The sequence below is a fragment of the Micromonospora sp. NPDC005252 genome (assembly GCF_042872475.1).
In the GTDB taxonomy this organism is placed as follows: Bacteria; Actinomycetota; Actinomycetes; order Mycobacteriales; family Micromonosporaceae; genus Micromonospora.
The window spans coordinates 159,252-178,807 of sequence record NZ_JBIAKN010000008.1; the positions used below are offsets into that span (position 1 = coordinate 159,252).

Consider the following 19,556-nt stretch of genomic DNA (forward strand, 5'->3'; position numbering starts at 1 on the left):
CGCGCCGGGGTCCCTCGCCCCCACGCGCCGCACTTGCCCTCTGTATTGGTCTCCCCCGCCCCACGCGGGCGGGGCGCGCCGGCCGCGGCCCCCCCCCCCTCCTGCGCTCCCGCCCCGCCCCGACCCCGTTGATCAAGAGGTTTGCGTCACCGCGAACGCGATTTCTGACCCAAACCTCTTGATCAACACGGGTGGGTGGGGGTGAAGGGGGTGGAGAGGTGGGGGGTGGCTAGGAGGGTGGGGTTGTGGGTGTGCAGGGCCGTTAGGCGGGAGGCGCGCGCTTCGTCGGGGTCTACCTCGTGGGCGTACGCCAGGGTGGGGTCGATCAGTTGCACCAGGTGCACCAGGAGATCGCCGGTGAGCAGCATTCGCTCGTCGGCCGCTGTCAGGAGCACCGACTGGTGGCCGGGGGTGTGCCCGGGAGTGGGCAGCAGTCGTACCGCAGGGGTCAGGGTTGTCTCGCCGTCGACCACCCGGAGCTGGCCGGCGGCGCGCAAGGGCGCGATCAGCCCGGCCGGCAGCCCGGGGTTGATCGCCTCCGCCGCCTCCAGTTCGGTGCGTTGGAGCAGGTAGCTGGCGTTCGGGAAGTACGGGCGGCCCGGTGTGCCGGTGACCGCCCAGCCGATGTGATCGCTGTGCAGGTGGGTCAGCACGACCGTGTCGACGTCGGCCGGGTCGATGCCGGCGGCGGCCAGTTCGGCGGGCAGCCGACCGGGCACCGGCGCCCAGCTCGCGGCGGGTGCGTCGGTCGGGCCGATCCCGGCGTCGACAAGGGTCACCGGCCCGTCACCCGAACGGATCGCGAAGCTGCGAAACGGCAGCCACCACCGCCCGTCGGCGGTGACCGAGGCGGGGTCGCGGCGGTCGGCCTCCTGCCACTGGGCCGCCGTGGCGTGCGGAAACGCCTCTGCGCGGGGCTGGAAGAAGGCGCCCTCGCCGTCGGTGAGCGCGGTAACCGTGATAGACCCGAGGGTGCGGCGAAGTGGCATCGAGCGATGGTGTCAGGGAACTGCTGTGTCGTGCAGCCCGGTTCCGCCGGTCGGTCGAGGCCGGCTGAGGGCTGCCGGCCCAATTGCAGTACGCTCGTACTGCTTGAGCACGTGTCCCCCGAGAGGAGCGCCGGCCGATGGCGAAGATCAAGGTAAACAACCCGGTCGTGGAGCTCGACGGCGACGAGATGACCCGGATCATCTGGAAGCAGATCCGGGAGCAGCTGATCCTGCCCTACCTCGACGTCGACCTGCACTACTACGACCTGTCGATCCAGTACCGCGACGAGACCGACGACCAGGTCACCATTGACGCCGCCAACGCCATCAAGGAGCACGGCGTCGGCGTCAAGTGCGCCACCATCACCCCGGACGAGGCCCGGGTCGAGGAGTTCGGCCTGAAGAAGATGTGGCGGTCGCCCAACGGCACCATCCGCAACATCCTCGGCGGCGTCGTCTTCCGCGAGCCGATCATCATGTCCAACGTGCCGCGGCTGGTCCCCGGCTGGACCAAGCCGATCATCATCGGCCGGCACGCCCACGGTGACCAGTACAAGGCCACCGACTTCGTCGTCCCCGGCCCGGGCACGGTGACCATCACCTACACCCCGGCCGACGGCGGCACGCCGATGGAGATGGAGGTCGCCAACTTCCCCGGCGGCGGCATCGCCATGGGCATGTACAACTACGACGAGTCGATCCGGGACTTCGCCCGGGCCTCGTTCCGGTACGGCCTGGACCGCAACTACCCGGTCTACATGTCGACCAAGAACACCATCCTCAAGGCGTACGACGGCCGGTTCAAGGACATCTTCGCCGAGGTGTTCGAGACCGAGTTCAAGGCGGAGTTCGACGCCGCCGGCCTCACCTACGAGCACCGGCTCATCGACGACATGGTCGCCGCCGCGCTCAAGTGGGAGGGCGGGTACGTCTGGGCCTGCAAGAACTACGACGGTGACGTGCAGTCCGACACCGTGGCGCAGGGCTTCGGCTCGCTGGGTCTGATGACCTCGGTCCTGCTCTCCCCGGACGGCCGTACCGTCGAGGCCGAGGCCGCGCACGGCACGGTCACCCGGCACTACCGGCAGTACCAGAAGGGCGAGAAGACCTCGACCAACCCGATCGCGTCGATCTACGCCTGGACCCGGGGCTTGGCCCACCGGGGCAAGCTGGACGGCACGCCGGCGGTGACCGAGTTCGCCGACACCCTGGAGCAGGTCATCATCGACACCGTCGAGGGTGGCCAGATGACCAAGGACCTCGCGCTGCTCATCTCGCGCGACGCCCCGTGGCTGACCACCGACGAGTTCATGAACGCGCTCGACGAGAACCTGGCCCGCAGGCTCGCCGCCTGATTCGACCGCACCAGCACCGGAGCCCGTCGGCACCCGCCGGCGGGCTCCGGCGTGTCTGCCGGCTGACACGCCTGCGGCGTCACCCGGCCCGGCGCGCCTCGTTGACCAGGGTGGACGAGATGCCAGTCGCGTCCAAGGAAGGTTGACCGCGGTCGACCGCGGATGCGTGCCGATCAGCCAGCCTTCCCGGCTGTGTCGAGCACAGCCAGCCGTCCCTTCCCTGCGGGGGGCCCTGTCCCGGGCCCCCCGCGCCCTGTTCTCCGCCAAGCCCCGACCGCTGGCCCTGCCCGGACCGCCGGCCCTGCCGGCTCGCCAGGGTCAGGCGGCGCGGAGCAGTTCGGCGGCGCGCTCGGGGGAGATGTCGTTGATGAAGACGCCCATCCCCGACTCGGAGCCGGCCAGGTACTTCAGCTTGTCCTTCGCCCGCCGGATGCTGAACAGCTGAAGGTGCAGGTGGCCCAGCTCTCGGTCGATCCGTACCGGCGCCTGGTGCCACGCCGCGATGTAGGGCATCGGCATGTCGAACAGGCCGTCGAAGCGGCGCAGCAGATCCAGGTAGAGCGGCCCGAAGGCGTCCCGCTCGCTGTCGGTGAGCGCCGGGATGTCCGGCACCACGCGGCGCGGCGCGACATGCACCTCGAACGGCCAGCGGGCCGCCGCCGGCACGAACGCCGTCCAGTGCTCGTTCTCGGTGACCACCCGCTCGCCGGCCGCGCGCTCGGCGGCCAGCACGTCCGCGTACAGGTTGCCGCCGCCGGTCCGCTCGGCGTGCCGGCGGGCCGCGGCCAGCAGCGCCCGGGTGCGCGGCGTCACGAAGGGGTACGCGTAGATCTGCCCGTGCGGGTGGTGCAGCGTGACGCCGATCTCGACGCCCCGGTTCTCGAAGCAGAACACCTGCTCCACGCCGGGCAGCTCGCCGAGCACCTCGGTCCGGTCGGCGAGCGCGTCCAGCACGGTGCGGACGCGACGCGGCGGGAGGCTGGCGAACGAGGCGTTGTGGTCGGAGGTGAAGCAGACCACCTCGCACCGGCCCAGGCCCGGCCGGACCGGCGTGAACGGGGTGATCTCCCCGGGCTCGTCGGCGACGCGGCCACTCAACGACGGGAACCGGTTCTCGAAGACCACCACGTCGTAGTCCGGAGCGGGGATCTCGGTCAGTCGGTCGCCCACCGAGGGGTCGAGCGGGCACTCGGCCGCCGGCGGGAGGAAGGTGCGGGTCTGCCGGTGCACGGCCACGGCCACCCACTCGTCGGTCAGCGGGTCGTAGCGCAGTTGCGACGCGGGTGGCGGTGGCGGCAGGTCCCGGCGGTCCGGCTGGTCGCGGACGGCGTCGTCGTCCTCGTCGAAGTAGATCAGCTCCCGGCCGTCGGCCAGGTTGATCGCGGTGCGCTTCACGTCGCCGTCTCCTCACTCGTCGGCGTGCGCGTCGCGCGGCCCGCCCTTGTTGCCTTTGCCATGATCAATTCGCCCACCTGTTCGCCGAGTACCCGTCGTGCGGGCGGGGGCAACGCCTCGTCGCTGACCAGCACGTGGGCTGCCGACAGCTCGACGATCGAGGAGATGCCCACGGTGCCCCACTTCGTGTGGTCGGCGAGCACCACCAGCCGGTCCGCCGCGGCCACCAGCGCCCGGTCGATCTCCGCCTCCATGAGGTTCGGGGTGGTGAAGCCGGCCCGCTCGGTGATGCCGTGGACGCCGAGGAAGAGCAGGTCGAGGTGCAGCCGCCGGACGGCGCCGACCGCGAGCGGGCCGACCAGCGCGTCCGACGGTGTCCGTACGCCGCCGGTGAGCACCACCGTCTGATCGGGCCGGCCTCCGGCGTGCAGGATCTCGGCCACCGGGAGCGAGTTGGTTACCACGGTCAAGCCGGGAACGTCCACCAGTCGGCGGGCCAGTTCGGCGGTGGTGGTGCCGGCGGAGAGGGCGACCGCCGCACCGGGCCGCACGAGCCGCGCCGCCCGGTCCGCGATCGCGGCCTTCTCCGGCAGTTGCCGGACCGACTTGGCGTGGAAGCCCGGCTCGTCGGTCGAGCTGGGGCCGGTCGCGGTGGCGCCGCCGTGCACCTTGGCCAGCAGGCCGCGCTCGTGCAGGGCCTCCAGGTCGCGGCGAATGGTCATGTCGGAGACGCCGAACTCGGTCGCCAGGTCGGTCACCCGAACGCCACCGGCGGACCGGACCCGATCCAGGATCGCCGACTGCCGCTGCTGAGCGAGCATCAGCCGTGCCTCCCAGGGGTCCACGTACTCTCACGCGGTCGAACGTGTTCCAACAAAGATGAACACTAGCGCGTGCCCGGAACCGGCGGAAGGAAAGGGGTGGGACGACGCCTCAGGCCGACTGGATCTTCAACTCCACCCAGCCGCTCTCGGTCAGGTGGTGCAGCACGGCCTGCACCGCGTCCGCGACGCTCAGGTGGGTGGTGTCGAGCACCAGGTCCGCGTCCGTCGGCTCCTCGTACGGGTCGTCGATGCCGGTCATGCCGGTGAGCAGACCGGCGCGGGCCCGCGCGTACAGGCCCTTGCGGTCCCGCTGCTCGCACACCTCCAGCGGCGTCGCGACGTGCACCAGCACGAAGCCCGCCCCGGCGGACAGGGCCATCTCCCGCGCCGTCGCGCGGGCGGCCGCGTACGGGGCGATCGGGCAACAGATGCTCACCCCGTGGTGCCGGGCGATCTCGGCCGCCACCCAGCCGATCCGCCGGACGTTGAGATCCCGGTCGGCCTTGCTGAAGCCCAGCCCGGCGGAGAGCTCCCGACGTACCACGTCCCCGTCGAGCAGGGTCACCGTCCGGTCGCCGTTCTCCCGCAACGCGTCCGCCAGCCCCCGGGCGATGGTGGACTTGCCGGAGCCGGAGAGGCCGGTCAGGAAGACCACCAGCCCCCGGTGCCGGCGCGGCGGCCGGGCCCGAGCCAACTCCTTCGCCACCGCCGGAGGCGTGTGCCACTCCGGCAGCGGGAAGCCCCGGTCGAGCAGGTCGTCGATCTCGTCCTGGGTGAGCGCGAGGCGGCGGTTGCGCGGCGGGATGTCCTCCCGCCAGCGCCACTGCCCGTCCCGGTTGTCGTACGCCAGCTCGCGCGGCACCAGCACCCGCAGCCCGGCGCCGGAGAGCATGTCCCCGGTCGAGAGCAGGTGGGTGACCCCGTACGCGGCGGAGACGCGCGCACGCAGCAGCGCGTCGCTGATCTCCTCCCGCCGATGCGACAGCGGCACGGCCACCAGGGTGGCCGGGGGCATCCGGTCCCGGGCGGCGAAGATCGTACGCACCAGCGCCTCCGGTGCGAGCCCGCCGACACCGCCCTCGCCGACCGGGATCATCACCAGCAGGTGCGCGGCCAGGGTGCGGGCCGCGTGCGCGATCTGGGCGAGCTGCGGCCGGTGCAGCGGACGGTCGGCGATGACCCCGAGCACCCGACCCGGAGGCAGCAGCGCGCGGACCTCCTCCGGGCTGCGCCGCAACCGCTGGAACGGGCCGTGACCGCCCTCGCCGAGCCGGCGGAGCTGGCCACCCAGGCCCGCCACGCCCTCGCGTACCGGCCAGACGTCCGCGACGTCCAGGGCGGCGACCGGCGCCCCCTCGCCGTCGGTCAGCACCAGGGCCCGGCGGGCCTCATCGCGCGGGTCGAAGCCCTGCGCCAGCGCGGCCGGCACCTGCAGGGTCACCGGAACCTGCCACGGCGTGCCGTCGGCCAGCCGGCCGCGTCGGCTCACCGACACCAGGTCGGCGCGGGTCATGAAGCCGGTCAGGGGGGCGTACGCGCCGGTCAGCAGCAGCTCCAGATCCGCGAGCTCACCGGGACGCGGCGTGTACGCCGGCGCGTCCCGGAGCACCTCGTCGGGCAGCACCCAGCCGTTGCTCATCCACACCCCCCACTCGCTGACCGGCACACAGTTTCGCAGCCGACCGCCGATCGGTCGAGGCCGCCACTCCACGACCCGGACGGTCGGGTCAGCGACGGACCCGGCGACCCACCGCGGACCGCAGCCAGTTCCAGACCTTTCGCTCGTCGCGGATCCGCGGGGGCGCGCCGTCGGCCGGGCAGATGAAGAGCAGCGGCAGCCGCGCGTCCTCGGTCCATCCGGCGTTGGTGATCCGTGCCTTGAGGAGCCAACTGCCCCGCGTACGACCGCCGTTGAGGGCGCGGAAGTCGATCGTGGTGGTGGCGCGGTGCACCAGGTGGACGGTCTCCGCGCCGCCGGGACCGGCGACCCGCTCGGTCTGGAACTGCACCGGCAGGAAGATCTCGTCGCCGGTCTCCCGGCGGCGGGCGACCACGTCGAGGCGGGCCTTGCGGACCTGCGCGGTGGAGTCGAGCACGTCGGGGGAGATCTCACCGACCGGAAGCACCAGCACGTCGCGCCCGTCGTCGGCGCGGAACCCGATCGGCTGGTCCGCGGAGCGCAGCTCGGCGGCAACGGTGACCGTGACGGCGTGCTCGTCCGGCTGGAGCTCGTCGATCCGGCCGTGCCCGGCGATGCCCGCCTCCCACCGGGCCAGCCGCCGCAGGTCCTCGACCCGGCCCCGCTCGGTCAGGTACGCCACGGCCCGTTGCAGCGGCGGCAGGCCGCCGGCTACCCCGGGAGCGAAGCGCTCCTGGATGATCTTCTGGACCTCGGCGGCGACCTGGTCCACCCAGTCGTGGGGAGCCTCCAGCAGTCGCTTGCCGCGCAGCCGGTTGATCATCTCGTTGCGCAGCCACCGCCGGTGCAGCCGGTCGCGCAGCGGTCCCGGTTCGGTGTGGGCGTCGACGATGTCCAGCGCGTCGCGCACGCTCGCGAAGTAGCTCGACGGCTCCAGCCGCGCCGCGGTGACGTTGCGGGCGTCGCCCCGCTGCGCGTGGTGGTAGCAGGTGTAGTCGGACAGCACGCAGGTGCGGCGGGACAGGAAGTAGGCCCGTACGACCAGGGAGTGGTCCTCGAGCCGCCGCTTGCCGCCCTCCGGGAACCGCAGCCCGTGCTCGTCGAGGAAGGAGCGGCGGAACAGCTTGTGGCAGGTCAGGCTGTCGATCAGCGGGGCGTTCGCCAGGGTGGCGTCGAAGCGGTTCTTGCGGAACAGCTCCCGGGGCACGCCGCGCCCGTGCCCGGCCATCTTGCCGATCACCACATCCGCGTCGTACGTCTTCGCGCAGTCGTAGAGCCGTTCCAGCGCCTGGTCGGCGAACCAGTCGTCGTCGTCGGCGAAGAAGACGTACTCGCCGCGGGCCCGCTCGATGCCGAGGTTGCGCGGGCGCGACGGCCAGCCCGAGTTCTCGATGTGCACCACGTGGATGTGCGGGTGCTCGGCCGCCAGCCGGTCCAGCCGCTTGCCCGTGTCGTCGGTCGATCCGTCATCGACGAAGATCGCCTCGAACTCGTCGGCCGGTAGCGACTGGCGCAGCAGCGACGCCACCAGCTTCTCGATGTGGGGGCCGCAGTTGTACGCGGGCACCACGACACTCACCTTGGGGACGCCAACCTCGACCATCACGATCCTTCCGCTTTGGCGGTCGAATATCCCCCGGAACACTGCCCGGTGAACGGGAAGTGAATCGTGCCACCCGGCAGGGGACTTTCCGGCAGCGGGGTCTGGCCGAACGCACGACCGGCGCAAACGTTCATCGTCGCCGTCGGCGGACCTTAGGGGTGGGTCGCCGCGAGGATCAGGGGAGCACCGGGGGCGCGCCGGTGTCGGTGCGGGGCATCGACTCCCTACGCTGGCGTCGTGACACTGATCGCGACCCAGTCGCTCACCAAGACGTACGGAGGTCGGGTCACCGCGCTCACCGACCTCACCGTCGCCGTCGAGCCCGGGATCATCGGCCTGGTGGGCGCGAACGGCGCCGGCAAATCCACCTTGATCAAGATTCTGCTCGGCCTGATCGCCCCGACCAGCGGTCAGGTCTCGGTGCTCGACATCGACCCGACCACCGAACCGGCGGCGGTCCGTGCCCGCGTCGGCTACATGCCCGAGCACGACTGCCTCCCACCGGACCTGTCCGCCGCCGAGCTGGTGACCCACCTCGGCCGGATGAGTGGCCTGCCGCGCACCGCGGCCCGCGAGCGCGCCTCGGAGGCGCTGCGCCACGTCGGGCTCTACGAGGAGCGCTACCGCCCGGTCGGCGGCTACTCCACCGGCATGAAGCAGCGGGTCAAGCTGGCCCAGGCGCTGGTGCACGACCCGGACCTGCTGCTGCTCGACGAGCCGACCAACGGGCTGGACCCGGCCGGTCGGGACGCGATGCTGGCGCTGGTGCACCGGATCGGCACCGAGTTCGGCATCTCCGTGCTGGTGTGCTCACACCTGCTCGGCGAGGTCGAGCGGATCTGCGACACGCTGATCGCCATCGACGGTGGCCGGCTGCTGCGTGCGGATCACATCTCCGCGATGACCTCGGCCACCGACGTGCTGGCCGTCGAGGTCAGCGAGGGCACCGAGGAGTTGGCCGCCCGGCTCGCGGCGCTCGACCTGCCGGTGGCGCGGGACGGCCGGTTGCTGCTCGTACCGCTCGCCGACGACAGCACCTACGACCTGATCCTCGGCGCGGTCGCCGAACTGGACCTGCCGCTGCACCGGCTGGACCAGCGCCGGCACCGGGTGGCCGAACTCTTCGCCACGAGGGAGCTCACCCATGCCTGAGCTGTCATCCGCCGCCGTGCGGCCCACACCGACCGGCGTCATCCACGACATCGGCTATCAGCGCTACGAGGGCCCACGGCTGGGCCGTCGGCACGTCTTCGGCGCGCTCTACCTGCACGGGCTGCGCACCATCTTCGGGTTCGGGCGCAGCGCCAAGGCCAAGATCTTCCCGTGGCTGGTGGTCGGCATCGTCACCCTGGTCGCGGTGGCCCTGGCCGCCGTCCGCAGCCAGCTCGGCGAGCCGGTCGCCACGTACGCCCAGTTCGCCGACGCGATGAGCTGGCTGGTCCTGTTCTTCGTCGCGGTGGCCGCGCCGGAGCTGGTCTCCCGGGACCTGCGCAGCGGTGTGCTGCCGCTGTACTTCTCCCGGCCGCTGCCGCGCGCCGACTACGCGCTCGCCAAGTTGCTGGCGCTGGTCACCGGCCTCTGGCTGCTGCTCGGCGGGCCGCAGCTGGTGATGTTCCTGGGTGCCGCGTTCACCACCAAGCAGGGCATGCGCGGGGTCTGGAACGAACTGCTCGACCTGCTTCCCGGCCTGCTCTACGCCGGCCTGTGGGCGGTGGTCTTCGCCTCGGTCGGGCTGCTGGTCGCCTCGCTGACCGGCAAGCGCGCCTTCGCCGCGGGCGGGGTGGTCGCGGTCTTTTTGATGACCACGCCGATCGTGGGCGTGCTGAGCATCCTGCCGTCGAACACGGCCAACGAACTGGCCGGCCTGGCCTCGCCCTCCACCCTCGTGCAGGGGGTGGGCATCTGGTCGCTGGGTGACCTGCTGGTCGAGGGCGATCCGGGCGAGATGATGATCGGCGACTTCGGCCCGGTCTACGCCCTGGTCGCGGTGCTGCTGGTCGCCGGCGCGACCGCCCTCCTGCTGGCCCGCTACCGGAAGGTCGCCTCCTGATGAGCACGCTGAGCCTGACCGGGGTGTCCCGGTGGTACGGCAACGTGGTGGCCGTCAACGACATCAGCATGGCCCTCGGGCCGGGCGTGACCGGTCTGCTCGGTCCGAACGGCGCCGGCAAGACCACGCTGCTGCACATGATGGCCGGGTTCCTCGCCCCGTCGCGCGGCACGGTGACCCTCGACGACGAGCCGACCTGGCGCAACCCCGACGTCTACCGCCGGCTGGGGCTGGTCAGCGAGCGGGAGGCGGTGCAGAGTTTCCTGACCGCGTACGAGTTCGTGCTCGCCAGCGCGAAGCTGCACCGGTTGGCCGACCCGGCGGCGGCGGCGCGACGGGCCATCGACCTGGTGGAGCTGGAGTCGGCGCAGGACCGCCGGATCGGCACGTACTCCAAGGGCATGCGCCAGCGAGCCCGGGTGGCCGCGGCGCTGGTGCACGACCCGCAGGTGCTGCTGCTCGACGAGCCGTTCAACGGCATGGACCCGCGTCAGCGGCTGCACATGATGGATCTGCTGCACAGCCTCGGCGACGCCGGCCGGACGATCCTGTTCAGCTCGCACATCCTGGAGGAGGTCGAGCAGGTCTCCGGGACGGTGCAGGTGATGGTGGCCGGTCGACTGGCGGCCTCCGGCGACTTCCGGACCATCCGTCGGCTGATGACCAACCGCCCGCACGTCTTCGCGGTGCGCTCCACCGACGATCGGGCGCTGGCCGTGGCCCTGATCGCCGAGGCGTCGGTGAGTGGCGTCGAGCTGGACCGCACCGGCCTGACCGTACGCGCCGGCGACTACGGCGCCTTCACCCGGGCGTTGCCCCGGATCGCCCTGAACAAGGGCATCCGGGTGCGCCAGCTGGTGCCGTCCGACGAGTCCCTGGAGAGCGTCTTCTCCTACCTGGTGGAGGCCTGAGAACATGTCGACCATTACCTGGATCACCGCGCGCGGGCTGTTCGGCCGGCGCCGGTTCCTGCTGCTGCTCCCGCTGCCGTTGGTGCTGCTCGGGCTGGCCATCCTCTGCCGGTCGCTGGGCGTGGACCCGGGCGAGTGGGGGCCGCCGGTGCTGGTCGGCCTCGGCCTGGCGGTGGTGCTGCCGGTGGTTGCGTTGATCATCGGCACCGGCGTGCTGGGCGCGGAGATCGACGACGGCACCGTCGTGCACATCCTGACCAAGCCGCTGCCGCGCTGGCAGATCGTGCTGCCGAAGCTCGCGGTCGCCGCCGGGGTCACCGCGGCCACCGTCGCGGTGCCGCTCTACGTCGCGGGCGTGCTGGCCGATTCGGTACGCCTCGGTCTGGCCCTGGCGTTCGCGGCGGCGCTCGGCGCGCTGGCGTACTCGGCGCTGTTCCTCGCGCTCAGCCTCGTCACCCGGCGTCCGGTGCTGCTCGGCCTCGTCTACGTGCTCATCTGGGAGGGGCTGCTGGGCAACTTCGTCAGCGGCACGAAGGTGCTCTCCATCCAGCAGTACGTGATCGCCCTCGCCGACCGGCTCGCCCCCAGCGGGCTGCTGGAGACCACCGTGTCGGTGCCGGTCGCCTCCGTGATGACCGCGTTGGTCAGTGTCGGCTTCACCGTGCTGGCGATCGACCGCCTGCGCTCGTTCAGCGTGGCCGGCGAGACGAGCTGAGGCACATGCGGGGTACGGTTCCGGCCAGCCTCCCGCAACGGGTAGGGCTGGCCGGATGGACCGGCCGGGGTGCCGGGGCCCAGGCTGACTGGTGTGAGCGTCGAAGCGGAGTGGACATCGTTGGCTGAGCCGTACTCGCGGAGCAGCCGGCCGTGGCTCACCAGCCTGGCGGTCGCCGGGCTGGCGTGCGCGACGGTCGCGACGGCCGCCCAGGGCAGCGGCCGGTTCCACTGGTGGGCCGGCTTCATCCTGATCCCGGCCGCGCTGATCGCGGCCAGCGGCGGGCCGTTGCTGGCCCGCGGCGGCGGTCGGGCCTTCGCCGGGTACGTCATCGCCTGCGTCGGCACGCTGGTGTTCGTGGTGGGTGCGTTGCTGATGTTCGGGGCGATGGGGCAGGGCTGGCCGCTGCTGGTGGTGCTGCCCTGCCTGGCGGTCGCCGGCACGTACGGCTGGCGGGCCGCCCACCCCCTGGCCCGTGGCCTGCACCGCGCGGTGGCGCTGCTCGCGCTCACCGGCGCGCTGCTCGGTGTGACCCTGCAACTGATCCACATCCGTCTCATCCACCTGGAGACGGGCTGGTGGGGCGTGTTCCTGATGCTGGCCGGGGCGATCGTGCTGGGCAACGCGGGCGAGCTGACCCGGCATCGGATGCCGTACCGCCTCCAGGCGATCACCCTGCTGGTCGGCCCCGCCGTGGCGGCCATCCTGCTCGGCCTGCGCTTCCTGCGCGGCTGGTGAACGACCGGTCCGCCGCCGCCGCCGGTCGGTGCGGGCGGCGGCGGACTTCGGTCAGAAGGCGCAGGCGATGACGAGTTCCGGGGTGCGGTCGGGCAGCAGGTCGAGCTTGCCGATCCGACCGGCCGCGCGCAGGTCGTCGGCGACCAGGGTGAGCTGCTCCAGCAGCGCCGCCGGGCCCAGTGCCTCGGCCAACGGCACCTCCGCCTTCATGGACAGCTTCCGCTCCGACTTGGCCCGCCGCACCTGGCCCAACGCGTCACCGGCGAGCCGCAGCAGCGCCGGCTCTCCCGTCCCCTCGATCGTCCGGGCCACCTCGTAGGTGGTGGGCCAGGGCGCGCGGTGCACCGACCCGTACCGCCACCACGACCAGATCTCCTCGGTGACGTACGGCAGCACCGGGGCGAACAGCCGTAGCTGCACCGACAGCGCGCAGGCCAGCGCGGCCCGCGCCGAGTCGGCAGCCGCTCCGGTGCCGTACGCCCGCTCCTTGACCAACTCGATGTAGTCGTCGCAGAAGCGCCAGAAGAACGACTCGGTGGCCTGCAACGCGGCCGTGTGGTCGTAGGAGTCGAAGGCGGTGCCCGCGGCGCTGACCACGGTGGCCAGTTCGGCGAGCATGGCCCGGTCCAGCGGGGCGGTCGCCGGTGCGCGCAACGCGTCCCCGGCGCCCAGGCCGAGCGCGAACTTCGACGCGTTGAGCAGCTTGGTGGCCAGCCGCCGGCCGACCTTGATCTGCGCCGGGTCGAAGGCCAGGTCCATGCCGGGCTTGCCGCTGGCCGCCCAGTAGCGCACCGCGTCCGAGCCGTGCTGCTCCAGCAGCGCCAGCGGGGTGACCACGTTGCCCTTGGACTTGGCCATCTTCTTGTGGTCCGGGTCGAGGATCCAGCCCGACAGCACGGTGTCCCGCCAGGGCAGCACCCCGTGCTCGAAGTGCGATCGGACCACGGTGTCGAACAGCCAGGTCCGGATGATCTCCTGACCCTGCGGGCGCAGGTCCATCGGAAAGACCTGCGCGAACAGGGCCGGGTCGGTCTCCCAGCCACCGACGATCTGCGGGGTCAGCGACGACGTGGCCCAGGTGTCCAGCACGTCCGGGTCGCCGAGGAAACCGTCCGGTTGGCCGCGCTGCGACTCGTCGTAGCCGGGCGCCGGATCACTGGACGGGTCGACTGGCAGCGCGGACTCGTCGGGCGTGAGAGGGTGGGACCAGTCCGGCTCGCCAGCGTCGTCGAGCCGGTACCACACCGGCACCGGCACGCCGAAGAAGCGCTGCCGACTGACCAGCCAGTCCCCGGTCAGGCCGCTCACCCAGTTGTCGTAGCGGTGCTTCATGTGCGCCGGCACCCAGTGCAGCTCCGCGCCCCGGGCCAGCAGCGTCGCCCGCAGGTCGGCGTCCCGCCCGCCGTTGCGCAGATACCACTGGCGGGTCGAGACGATCTCCAGTGGCCGGTCGCCGCGTTCGTAGAACTTGACCGGGTGGGTGATCGGGCGTGGCTCGCCGATCAGGTCACCGGCGTCGGCGAGCATCCCGACGATCTCCCGGCGGGCGCCGTTGACGGTACGCCCGGCCAGCGCCGCGTACGGCGCCGCGGGCACCCCGGCCGGCGGCTCCGGAAGCAGCCGACCGTCGCGGCCGATGACCACCCGGGTGTCGAGGTCGAGATCCCGCCACCAGGTGACGTCGCTCAGGTCGCCGAACGTGCAGACCATGGCGATGCCGGTGCCCTTGGCGGGGTCGGCGAGCGGATGGGCGTACACCGGCACCTCGACGTCGAACAGCGGGCTGCGCACCGTCTGACCCACCAGGTCGGCGTACCGCTCGTCGTCGGGGTGGCAGACCAGCGCGACGCAGGCCGGCAACAGCTCCGGCCGGGTGGTGTCGACGAGCACCTCGCGCCCGCCCGGCCCGGTGAACCGCAGCCGGTGGTAGGCGCCGGGGCGCCCCCGGTCCTCCAGCTCGGCCTGGGCGACCGCGGTGGCGAAGCCGACGTCCCACAGCGTCGGCGCCTCCGCCTGGTACGCCTCACCCCGCAGCAGGTTGCGCACGAACGCCCGCTGGCTGGTGGCGCGGGCCACCCGACCGATCGTCGTGTACGTCAGCGACCAGTCCACCGAGAGCCCGAGTCGCCGCCAGAGGGCCTCGAAGACCTGCTCGTCGGCGACCGTCAGTCGCTCGCACAGCTCGATGAAGTTGCGCCGCGAGATCGGGGTGGGGTCGCGGCGCGCGGCCTCGTCGATCGGGGTGGCCGGGGGCCGCCACACCGGGTCGTACGGCAGGGCGGGGTCGCAGCGCACCCCGTAGACGTTCTGCACCCGACGTTCGGTGGGCAGGCCGTTGTCGTCCCAGCCCATCGGGTAGAACACGGCTTTGCCGCGCATCCGCTGGTAGCGGGCGACGGTGTCGGTGTGCGTGTACGAGTAGACGTGCCCCATGTGCAGCTCGCCCGATACGGTCGGCGGCGGGGTGTCGATGGCGTACACGTCAACACGCTTCTTCGAGCGGTCGAACGCGTACGTGCCCTCCTCCTGCCAGCGGTGCGCCCAGCGCTCCTCGAGCCCGTCCAGACTCGGACGCTCGGGAACGCCGGCGCGGGCCGTCCTCGCCGTATCGGTCATCTGCCGATCGTAGGCATCAGCAGGGTGTCGAGCCACGGACTTGCGCATCGCCGGCTCTACACGAGCGAGTCGCGCCACTGCCGGTGCAGCGCCGCGTAGCGACCGTCGGTGGCGGCCAGCACGGCCGGTGGGCCGTCCTCGACGACCTGCCCGCCGTCGAGGACGAGCACCCGGTCCGCGGTCTCCACAGTGGAGAGCCGGTGCGCGATCACCAGCGCGGTGCGGTCCCGCAGGATGGTGCCGAGCGCCCGCTGCACGAGCCGTTCGGTCGGCACGTCCAGTGACGACGTCGCCTCGTCGAGGATCAGCACGGTCGGGTCGGCCAGGAACGCCCGGGCGAACGCGACCAGCTGCCGCTGCCCGGCGGAGAGCCGCCCGCCGCGCCGGTGCACCTGCGTCGCGTACCCGTCGGGCAGCGCGGCGATGAAGTCGTGCGCGCCGATCGCCTCGGCGGCGGCCCGCACGGCGGCGTCGTCGGCGTCCGGCCGGCCGAACCGGATGTTCTCCGCGACGGTGCCGCTAAACAGGTGGTTCTCCTGGGTCACCAGCACCACCGCGCGGCGCAGGTCGGCGTCGGCCGCCTCGCGCAGGTCGATCCCGTCCAGCAGGACCGCGCCGGCGTCCGGGTCGTGGAACCGGGCGACCAGCTTGGCGATGGTCGACTTGCCCGCGCCGGTCGGCCCGATCAGCGCCACCGTCTGCCCGGCCGGCACGGTCAGGTCCAGCCCGGCGAGGATGGGCGTGCCGGCGCGGTAGCCGAAGGAGACGCCCCGGAAGGTCAGCTCACCGTGACCGGGGCCGGTCGGCAGCGACACCGGCCGGGCGGGTTCGGCCACGGCAGGCCGCTCGTCGAGCACCCCGGCCAGCTTCTCCAGCGCCGCCGTCGCCGACTGCAACGAGTTGTAGAACTGGCTCAGCTCCTGCATCGGCTCGAAGAAGCGGCGCAGGTAGAGCAGGAACGCGGCGAGCACACCGACCTCTGTCCGCCCGCCGAGCACCCGCCATCCGCCGTAGCAGAGCACGACCGCGACCGTGACGTTGCCGATCAGCTTGATCGCCGGCGAGTACGTGGCGATCAGCCGGAACGCGTGCAGGCTGGTGCGCCGGTAGTCGTCCCCGAGCGCCACGAAGATCCGCTGGTTGCGGGGCTCCCGGCGGAACGTCTGCACCGCGCGGATACCCCGCATCGACTCGACGAAGTGCACGATGACCAGCGCCACGGCCTCCCGGGTCCGCCGGTACGCGCCGGCCGAGGCCCGCGCGAACCAGCGGGAGAGGTAGAACAGGAACGGGAACGCGAACAGCGTCACCGCGGCCAGCGGCAGGTCCAGCCAGAGCAGGATGGCGGCCACCGACAGGATCGACAACGCGGCCAGCACCAGGCTGTCGATCCCGCCGTCGACCAGTTCGGCGATCGAATCCAGGTCACTGGTGAGTCGGGACACCATCCGGCCCGACGTGTACCGCTCGTGAAAGCCCACCGACAGTCGCAGGAAGTGCCCGAACACCCGCTGCCGCAGGTCGAGGAGGACCGCCTGGCCGATCCGGGCGCTGAGGGTGAGGAAACCGCGGCGGGCCGCGTACTCGGTCACGGCGGCGACGGCGAACGCGCCGCCGACGGCGGCCAGCGGGACCGCGTTCCCGGCGCGCAGCGGCGCGATGGCCCGGTCGATGCCGACCATGACCAGGTACGGACCGGCCATCGCGGCAGCGTTCTGCGCCAGCAGCAGGCCGACCGCCGCGGCGAGCCCTCTCCGGTGCGGGCGGAGCAGATGGGCCAGCAGGGCTCGACTGTGCCGGCGCAGCCGGGCCACCGCCTCCGGGGTGGTCTCCTCGGCCCGACTCCGGTCGGCCTCCGGGTCGGTGGCCGTTCCCCGCCAGCGGGTCAGCTCCGGCTCCTCGGCGGGAGGCGGGTCGACCTGCTGCGGGGAGTTCACGAGCGCACCAGCCCCCAGCCGTCCGGGGTGGACGCGCCGGGCCCCGCCGCCCGGGTGTGCCCCAGTTCCGGGTTGGTGGCGCCGGCCGGCTGCGCGGGCGGCGGCTCGGCGGCGAGCAACGCCCGGTAGGCGGGCACGCTGGCCAGCAGTTCGGAGTGCCGGCCGATCGCGGAGATCCGTCCACCGTCGAGCAGGGCGACGCGGTCGGCCAGCGCGATAGTCGACGGCCGGTGCACCACCAAAAGCGCGGTGCTGGCCCGCAGGACCTGCCGCAGCGCCGCCTCCACCAGCGCCTCGGTGTGCACGTCGAGGGCGGACAGGGGGTCGTCGAGCACCAGCAGCGCCGGTCGGCCGAGCACCGCCCGCGCCAGCGCCAACCGCTGCCGCTGGCCGCCGGAGAGGGACAACCCCTGCTCACCCACCCGGGTGGCCAGACCCCACGGCAGGTCGTACGCGAAATCGGCCTGGGCCAGCGCGAGGGCGGCCCGGACCTCGTCGTCGTCGGCGTCCGGGCGACCCAGGGTGAGGTTCTCCCACACCGACATGGAGAAGAGCGTGGGCTCCTCGAACGCCACCCCGACCAGTCGGCGCAGCGAGGCCAGCCGCAGCTCGCGCAGGTCGTGCCCGTCCAGGGTGATCCGGCCGCCGGTCACCTCGTGCAGCCGGGGCACCAGGGAGAGCAGCGTGCTCTTGCCGCAGCCGGTGGCCCCGACCAGGGCCACCGTCTCGCCCGGCTCGATGGTCAGGTCGATTCCGTGCAGTACGGCGGTGGTGGCGCCCGGGTAGCGGAAGTCGACCCGTTCGAAGCGGAGTCGGCCGTGGATCGCCTCGCGGGCCAGCGTGCGCGCGTCCGGAGCGTCCACGATCTGCGGCGGAGTGTCCAGCACCTCCTGGATGCGGTCCGCGGCGGTGGCCGCCTCCTGACCGTTGGCGATGATCCAGCCCAGCGACTGCACCGGCCAGATGAGCATCAGTTGGAGGCTGGCGAACGCCACCAGTTCGCCGATGGTGAGCACGCCCTGCGCGGCGGCGGCAGCCCCGGCCACCAGCACCACGCCCAGGGTCACGTTGGGCACCAGGTCGAGCAGCGCCGCGGTGTTCGCCAGCAGCCGGCCCTTGCCCACACCGGTGTCGTGCAGCGTCCGGGTCCCCGCGGCGAAGCGGGCCGCCAACTCGGGCCCCCGGCCGTACGCCTTCATGGTGCGCAGGCCCTGCGCGGTCTCCTCGACGAGCGTCGCCACGTCGCCCTGCTGGTCCTGCATCCGGCGCGACGCGGTGTGGTAATGCCGGCCGAAGCGGCGGGTGATCAGCAGCAGTGGCACGGCGCTGGCGGCGACCAGCAGCCCGAGCGCCGTGTGCAGATGGATCAGCAGCAGGACCACCACCACGTAGGTGGTCAGGTTGAGCACCAGGAAGAAGACACCGAACGAGAGGAAACGGCGGATCACCGACAGGTCGCTGGTGATCCGGGAGAGCAGTTGGCCGGACTGCCAGCGGTCGTGGAAGCTGGCCGGCAGCCGTTGCAGGTGCGCGTACACGTCGGCGCGCAGCGCCGCCTCCATGCCCACCGCCGAGGAGGACTGCACCCACCGCCGGATGAAGATGAGCACCGCCTCGATCACGCCGAGCAGCAGCGCCAGGCCACCGAGCTGGAGCAGGCCGGCGGGCTCGTGCCGGGCCACCGGCCCGTCCACCACCCGCTGCACCACCAGCGGTACGGCGATCCCGGCGGCCGTGCCGGCAAGGCCCGCGACCAGCAACCAGGCGAACTCGGCGGCGTACGGGCGCAGGTAGCGGCGCAGCCGCCAGAGGTTGTGCACGGGGTGGCGGCCCGCGGCGACCGGGGCGGCCCGGTCGCCGTCGCTCTCCACAGGCACTACCCGACGGTAGCGTCAATAGGTGTCGATGCTGCTGTCAGCTTGCCGTCAACCGCCGCTCATGACCGAGAAGCCACTTCTTCACGTCCAGCCCCCAGCGGTAGCCGCCGAGCGTGCCGTCGGTGCGCAGCACCCGGTGGCAGGGTACGAAGAGCGCCGCCGCGTTGCGGGCACAGGCCGCCGCCGCGGCGCGCACCGCCGGTGGCCGGCCGGCCAGCGCCGCGTACCCGGTGTAGGTGACCGGGGTGCCCGGCGGAACCTCCCGCAGCACCTGCCAGGCGTGCGCCATGAACTCGCCGCCGGTGTGCTGCCGTACCGGCACCGAGTCGATGGCCGCGAGGTCGCCGTCCAGGTAGGACCGGACGGCCACGGTCGCCGGCCCGAGGTCGGCGCGTTGCCGCAGCGGCGCCCGCAGGGTCGGGTGGATCAGGGGCAGCAGCGCCGCCGGGTCGGGGGTGAAACCGGCCGCCAGGACCTCGCCGTCGCTGCCGGCGAGGATGCTCAGCGGCCCGGTCGGGGTGGTCAGCACGGTGCTGTCGATGCTCATGCCGCTCTCCAGAGTCTGATCGTGGCGTAGGACCGCCAGGGGCGCCACCGTTCGGCGTGCGCCGTGAGGGTCGTGTCGGGCAGGCCGAGCGCTGCTGCGCCGCGGCGGATCGCGAGGTCGGTGTCGAGGAGGACGTCCGGGTCGCCGAGGGCGCGCAGGGCGAGGTAACTGGCGGTCCACGGGCCGATGCCGGGCAGCGCGAGCAGCCGCCGTACGGTCTCCTCCCGGTCCCCACCCGGCGCCAGGTCCACGGTCCCGTCCGCCACGGCGAGGGCGAGCCCACGAATGGTCTCCCGCCGCCGAAGAGGCATCCCAAAGGCGGCATCCGGAAGGGCCAGAACCTCCTCAGGGCTGAGAAAC

The 19,556-nt window shown here is 72.5% G+C and carries 15 protein-coding genes and 1 pseudogene; 6 read left to right on the forward strand and 10 right to left on the reverse strand.

What is annotated here, in order from left to right; genetic code table 11:
* Positions 1-182 precede the first annotated feature (182 nt).
* Positions 183-989, reverse strand: coding sequence for an MBL fold metallo-hydrolase (locus ACFYPH_RS22760; RefSeq protein WP_387184389.1), 807 nt, complete (start codon positions 987-989; stop codon positions 183-185).
* 137 nt (positions 990-1,126) lie between these two features.
* Between ACFYPH_RS22760 and ACFYPH_RS22765 the strand changes: the two genes are divergently transcribed.
* Positions 1,127-2,344, forward strand: coding sequence for an NADP-dependent isocitrate dehydrogenase (locus tag ACFYPH_RS22765; protein WP_387184392.1), 1,218 nt, complete (start codon positions 1,127-1,129; stop codon positions 2,342-2,344).
* Between the two features lie 318 nt (positions 2,345-2,662).
* Here ACFYPH_RS22765 and galT read toward each other — a convergent pair whose 3' ends face one another.
* From galT to ACFYPH_RS22785, 4 genes are all read right to left on the reverse strand, one after another.
* Entirely contained in the window at positions 2,663-3,739 is a 1,077-nt protein-coding gene (galT, locus tag ACFYPH_RS22770; RefSeq protein WP_355138210.1) for a galactose-1-phosphate uridylyltransferase, read from the reverse strand.
* The gene (locus ACFYPH_RS22775) at positions 3,736-4,560 is read right to left on the reverse strand and encodes a DeoR/GlpR family DNA-binding transcription regulator (protein WP_355138208.1); all 825 of its coding nucleotides are present in this window, start codon (positions 4,558-4,560) and stop codon (positions 3,736-3,738) included. Before ACFYPH_RS22775 ends, galT begins: the two co-directional genes overlap by 4 nt.
* A 112-nt stretch (positions 4,561-4,672) precedes the next feature.
* On the reverse strand, positions 4,673-6,202 hold the full coding sequence (gene cysC / locus ACFYPH_RS22780; RefSeq protein WP_354857122.1) for an adenylyl-sulfate kinase: 1,530 nt from the start codon (positions 6,200-6,202) through the stop codon (positions 4,673-4,675).
* A gap of 88 nt (positions 6,203-6,290) precedes the next feature.
* On the reverse strand, positions 6,291-7,805 hold the full coding sequence (locus tag ACFYPH_RS22785; protein ID WP_354857121.1) for a glycosyltransferase family 2 protein: 1,515 nt from the start codon (positions 7,803-7,805) through the stop codon (positions 6,291-6,293).
* Between the two features lie 237 nt (positions 7,806-8,042).
* Here ACFYPH_RS22785 and ACFYPH_RS22790 point away from each other — a divergent pair, with 237 nt between their 5' ends.
* From ACFYPH_RS22790 to ACFYPH_RS22810, 5 genes are all read left to right on the forward strand, one after another.
* Positions 8,043-8,957: an ABC transporter ATP-binding protein gene (locus ACFYPH_RS22790; RefSeq protein WP_354857119.1), complete on the forward strand. Its 915-nt coding sequence runs from the start codon at positions 8,043-8,045 to the stop codon at positions 8,955-8,957.
* On the forward strand, positions 8,950-9,855 hold the full coding sequence (locus tag ACFYPH_RS22795; protein ID WP_354857116.1) for an ABC transporter permease: 906 nt from the start codon (positions 8,950-8,952) through the stop codon (positions 9,853-9,855). The genes ACFYPH_RS22790 and ACFYPH_RS22795 overlap by 8 nt, the downstream gene beginning before the upstream one ends.
* Positions 9,855-10,766, forward strand: coding sequence for an ABC transporter ATP-binding protein (locus tag ACFYPH_RS22800; RefSeq protein WP_363936936.1), 912 nt, complete (start codon positions 9,855-9,857; stop codon positions 10,764-10,766). The genes ACFYPH_RS22795 and ACFYPH_RS22800 overlap by 1 nt, the downstream gene beginning before the upstream one ends.
* Before the next feature lie 4 nt (positions 10,767-10,770).
* Positions 10,771-11,481: an ABC transporter permease subunit gene (locus ACFYPH_RS22805; RefSeq protein WP_354857112.1), complete on the forward strand. Its 711-nt coding sequence runs from the start codon at positions 10,771-10,773 to the stop codon at positions 11,479-11,481.
* Between the two features lie 93 nt (positions 11,482-11,574).
* Positions 11,575-12,219: a hypothetical protein gene (locus ACFYPH_RS22810; RefSeq protein ID WP_354857111.1), complete on the forward strand. Its 645-nt coding sequence runs from the start codon at positions 11,575-11,577 to the stop codon at positions 12,217-12,219.
* A gap of 51 nt (positions 12,220-12,270) precedes the next feature.
* On the opposite strand, the gene valS is transcribed toward ACFYPH_RS22810, so the two are convergent.
* The 5 genes and pseudogenes from valS to ACFYPH_RS22835 all read right to left on the reverse strand — a co-directional run.
* Positions 12,271-14,835, reverse strand: coding sequence for a valine--tRNA ligase (valS, locus tag ACFYPH_RS22815; protein WP_354857109.1), 2,565 nt, complete (start codon positions 14,833-14,835; stop codon positions 12,271-12,273).
* A 56-nt stretch (positions 14,836-14,891) separates the two neighbouring features.
* Positions 14,892-16,772 (reverse strand): ABC transporter ATP-binding protein, encoded by a 1,881-nt coding sequence (locus ACFYPH_RS22820; protein WP_354857108.1) that lies wholly within the window; start codon positions 16,770-16,772, stop codon positions 14,892-14,894.
* Complete coding sequence (locus ACFYPH_RS22825) at positions 16,769-18,649, reverse strand: ABC transporter ATP-binding protein (protein ID WP_355063776.1); 1,881 nt, start codon at positions 18,647-18,649, stop codon at positions 16,769-16,771. Before ACFYPH_RS22825 ends, ACFYPH_RS22820 begins: the two co-directional genes overlap by 4 nt.
* 37 nt (positions 18,650-18,686) lie before the next feature.
* Entirely contained in the window at positions 18,687-19,196 is a 510-nt protein-coding gene (locus ACFYPH_RS22830) for a methylated-DNA--[protein]-cysteine S-methyltransferase (protein ID WP_387184401.1), read from the reverse strand.
* Positions 19,193-19,549: pseudogene (locus tag ACFYPH_RS22835) on the reverse strand (DNA-3-methyladenine glycosylase family protein); the annotation flags it as partial. The pseudogene ACFYPH_RS22835 and the gene ACFYPH_RS22830, both read right to left, overlap by 4 nt.
* Positions 19,550-19,556 lie beyond the last annotated feature (7 nt).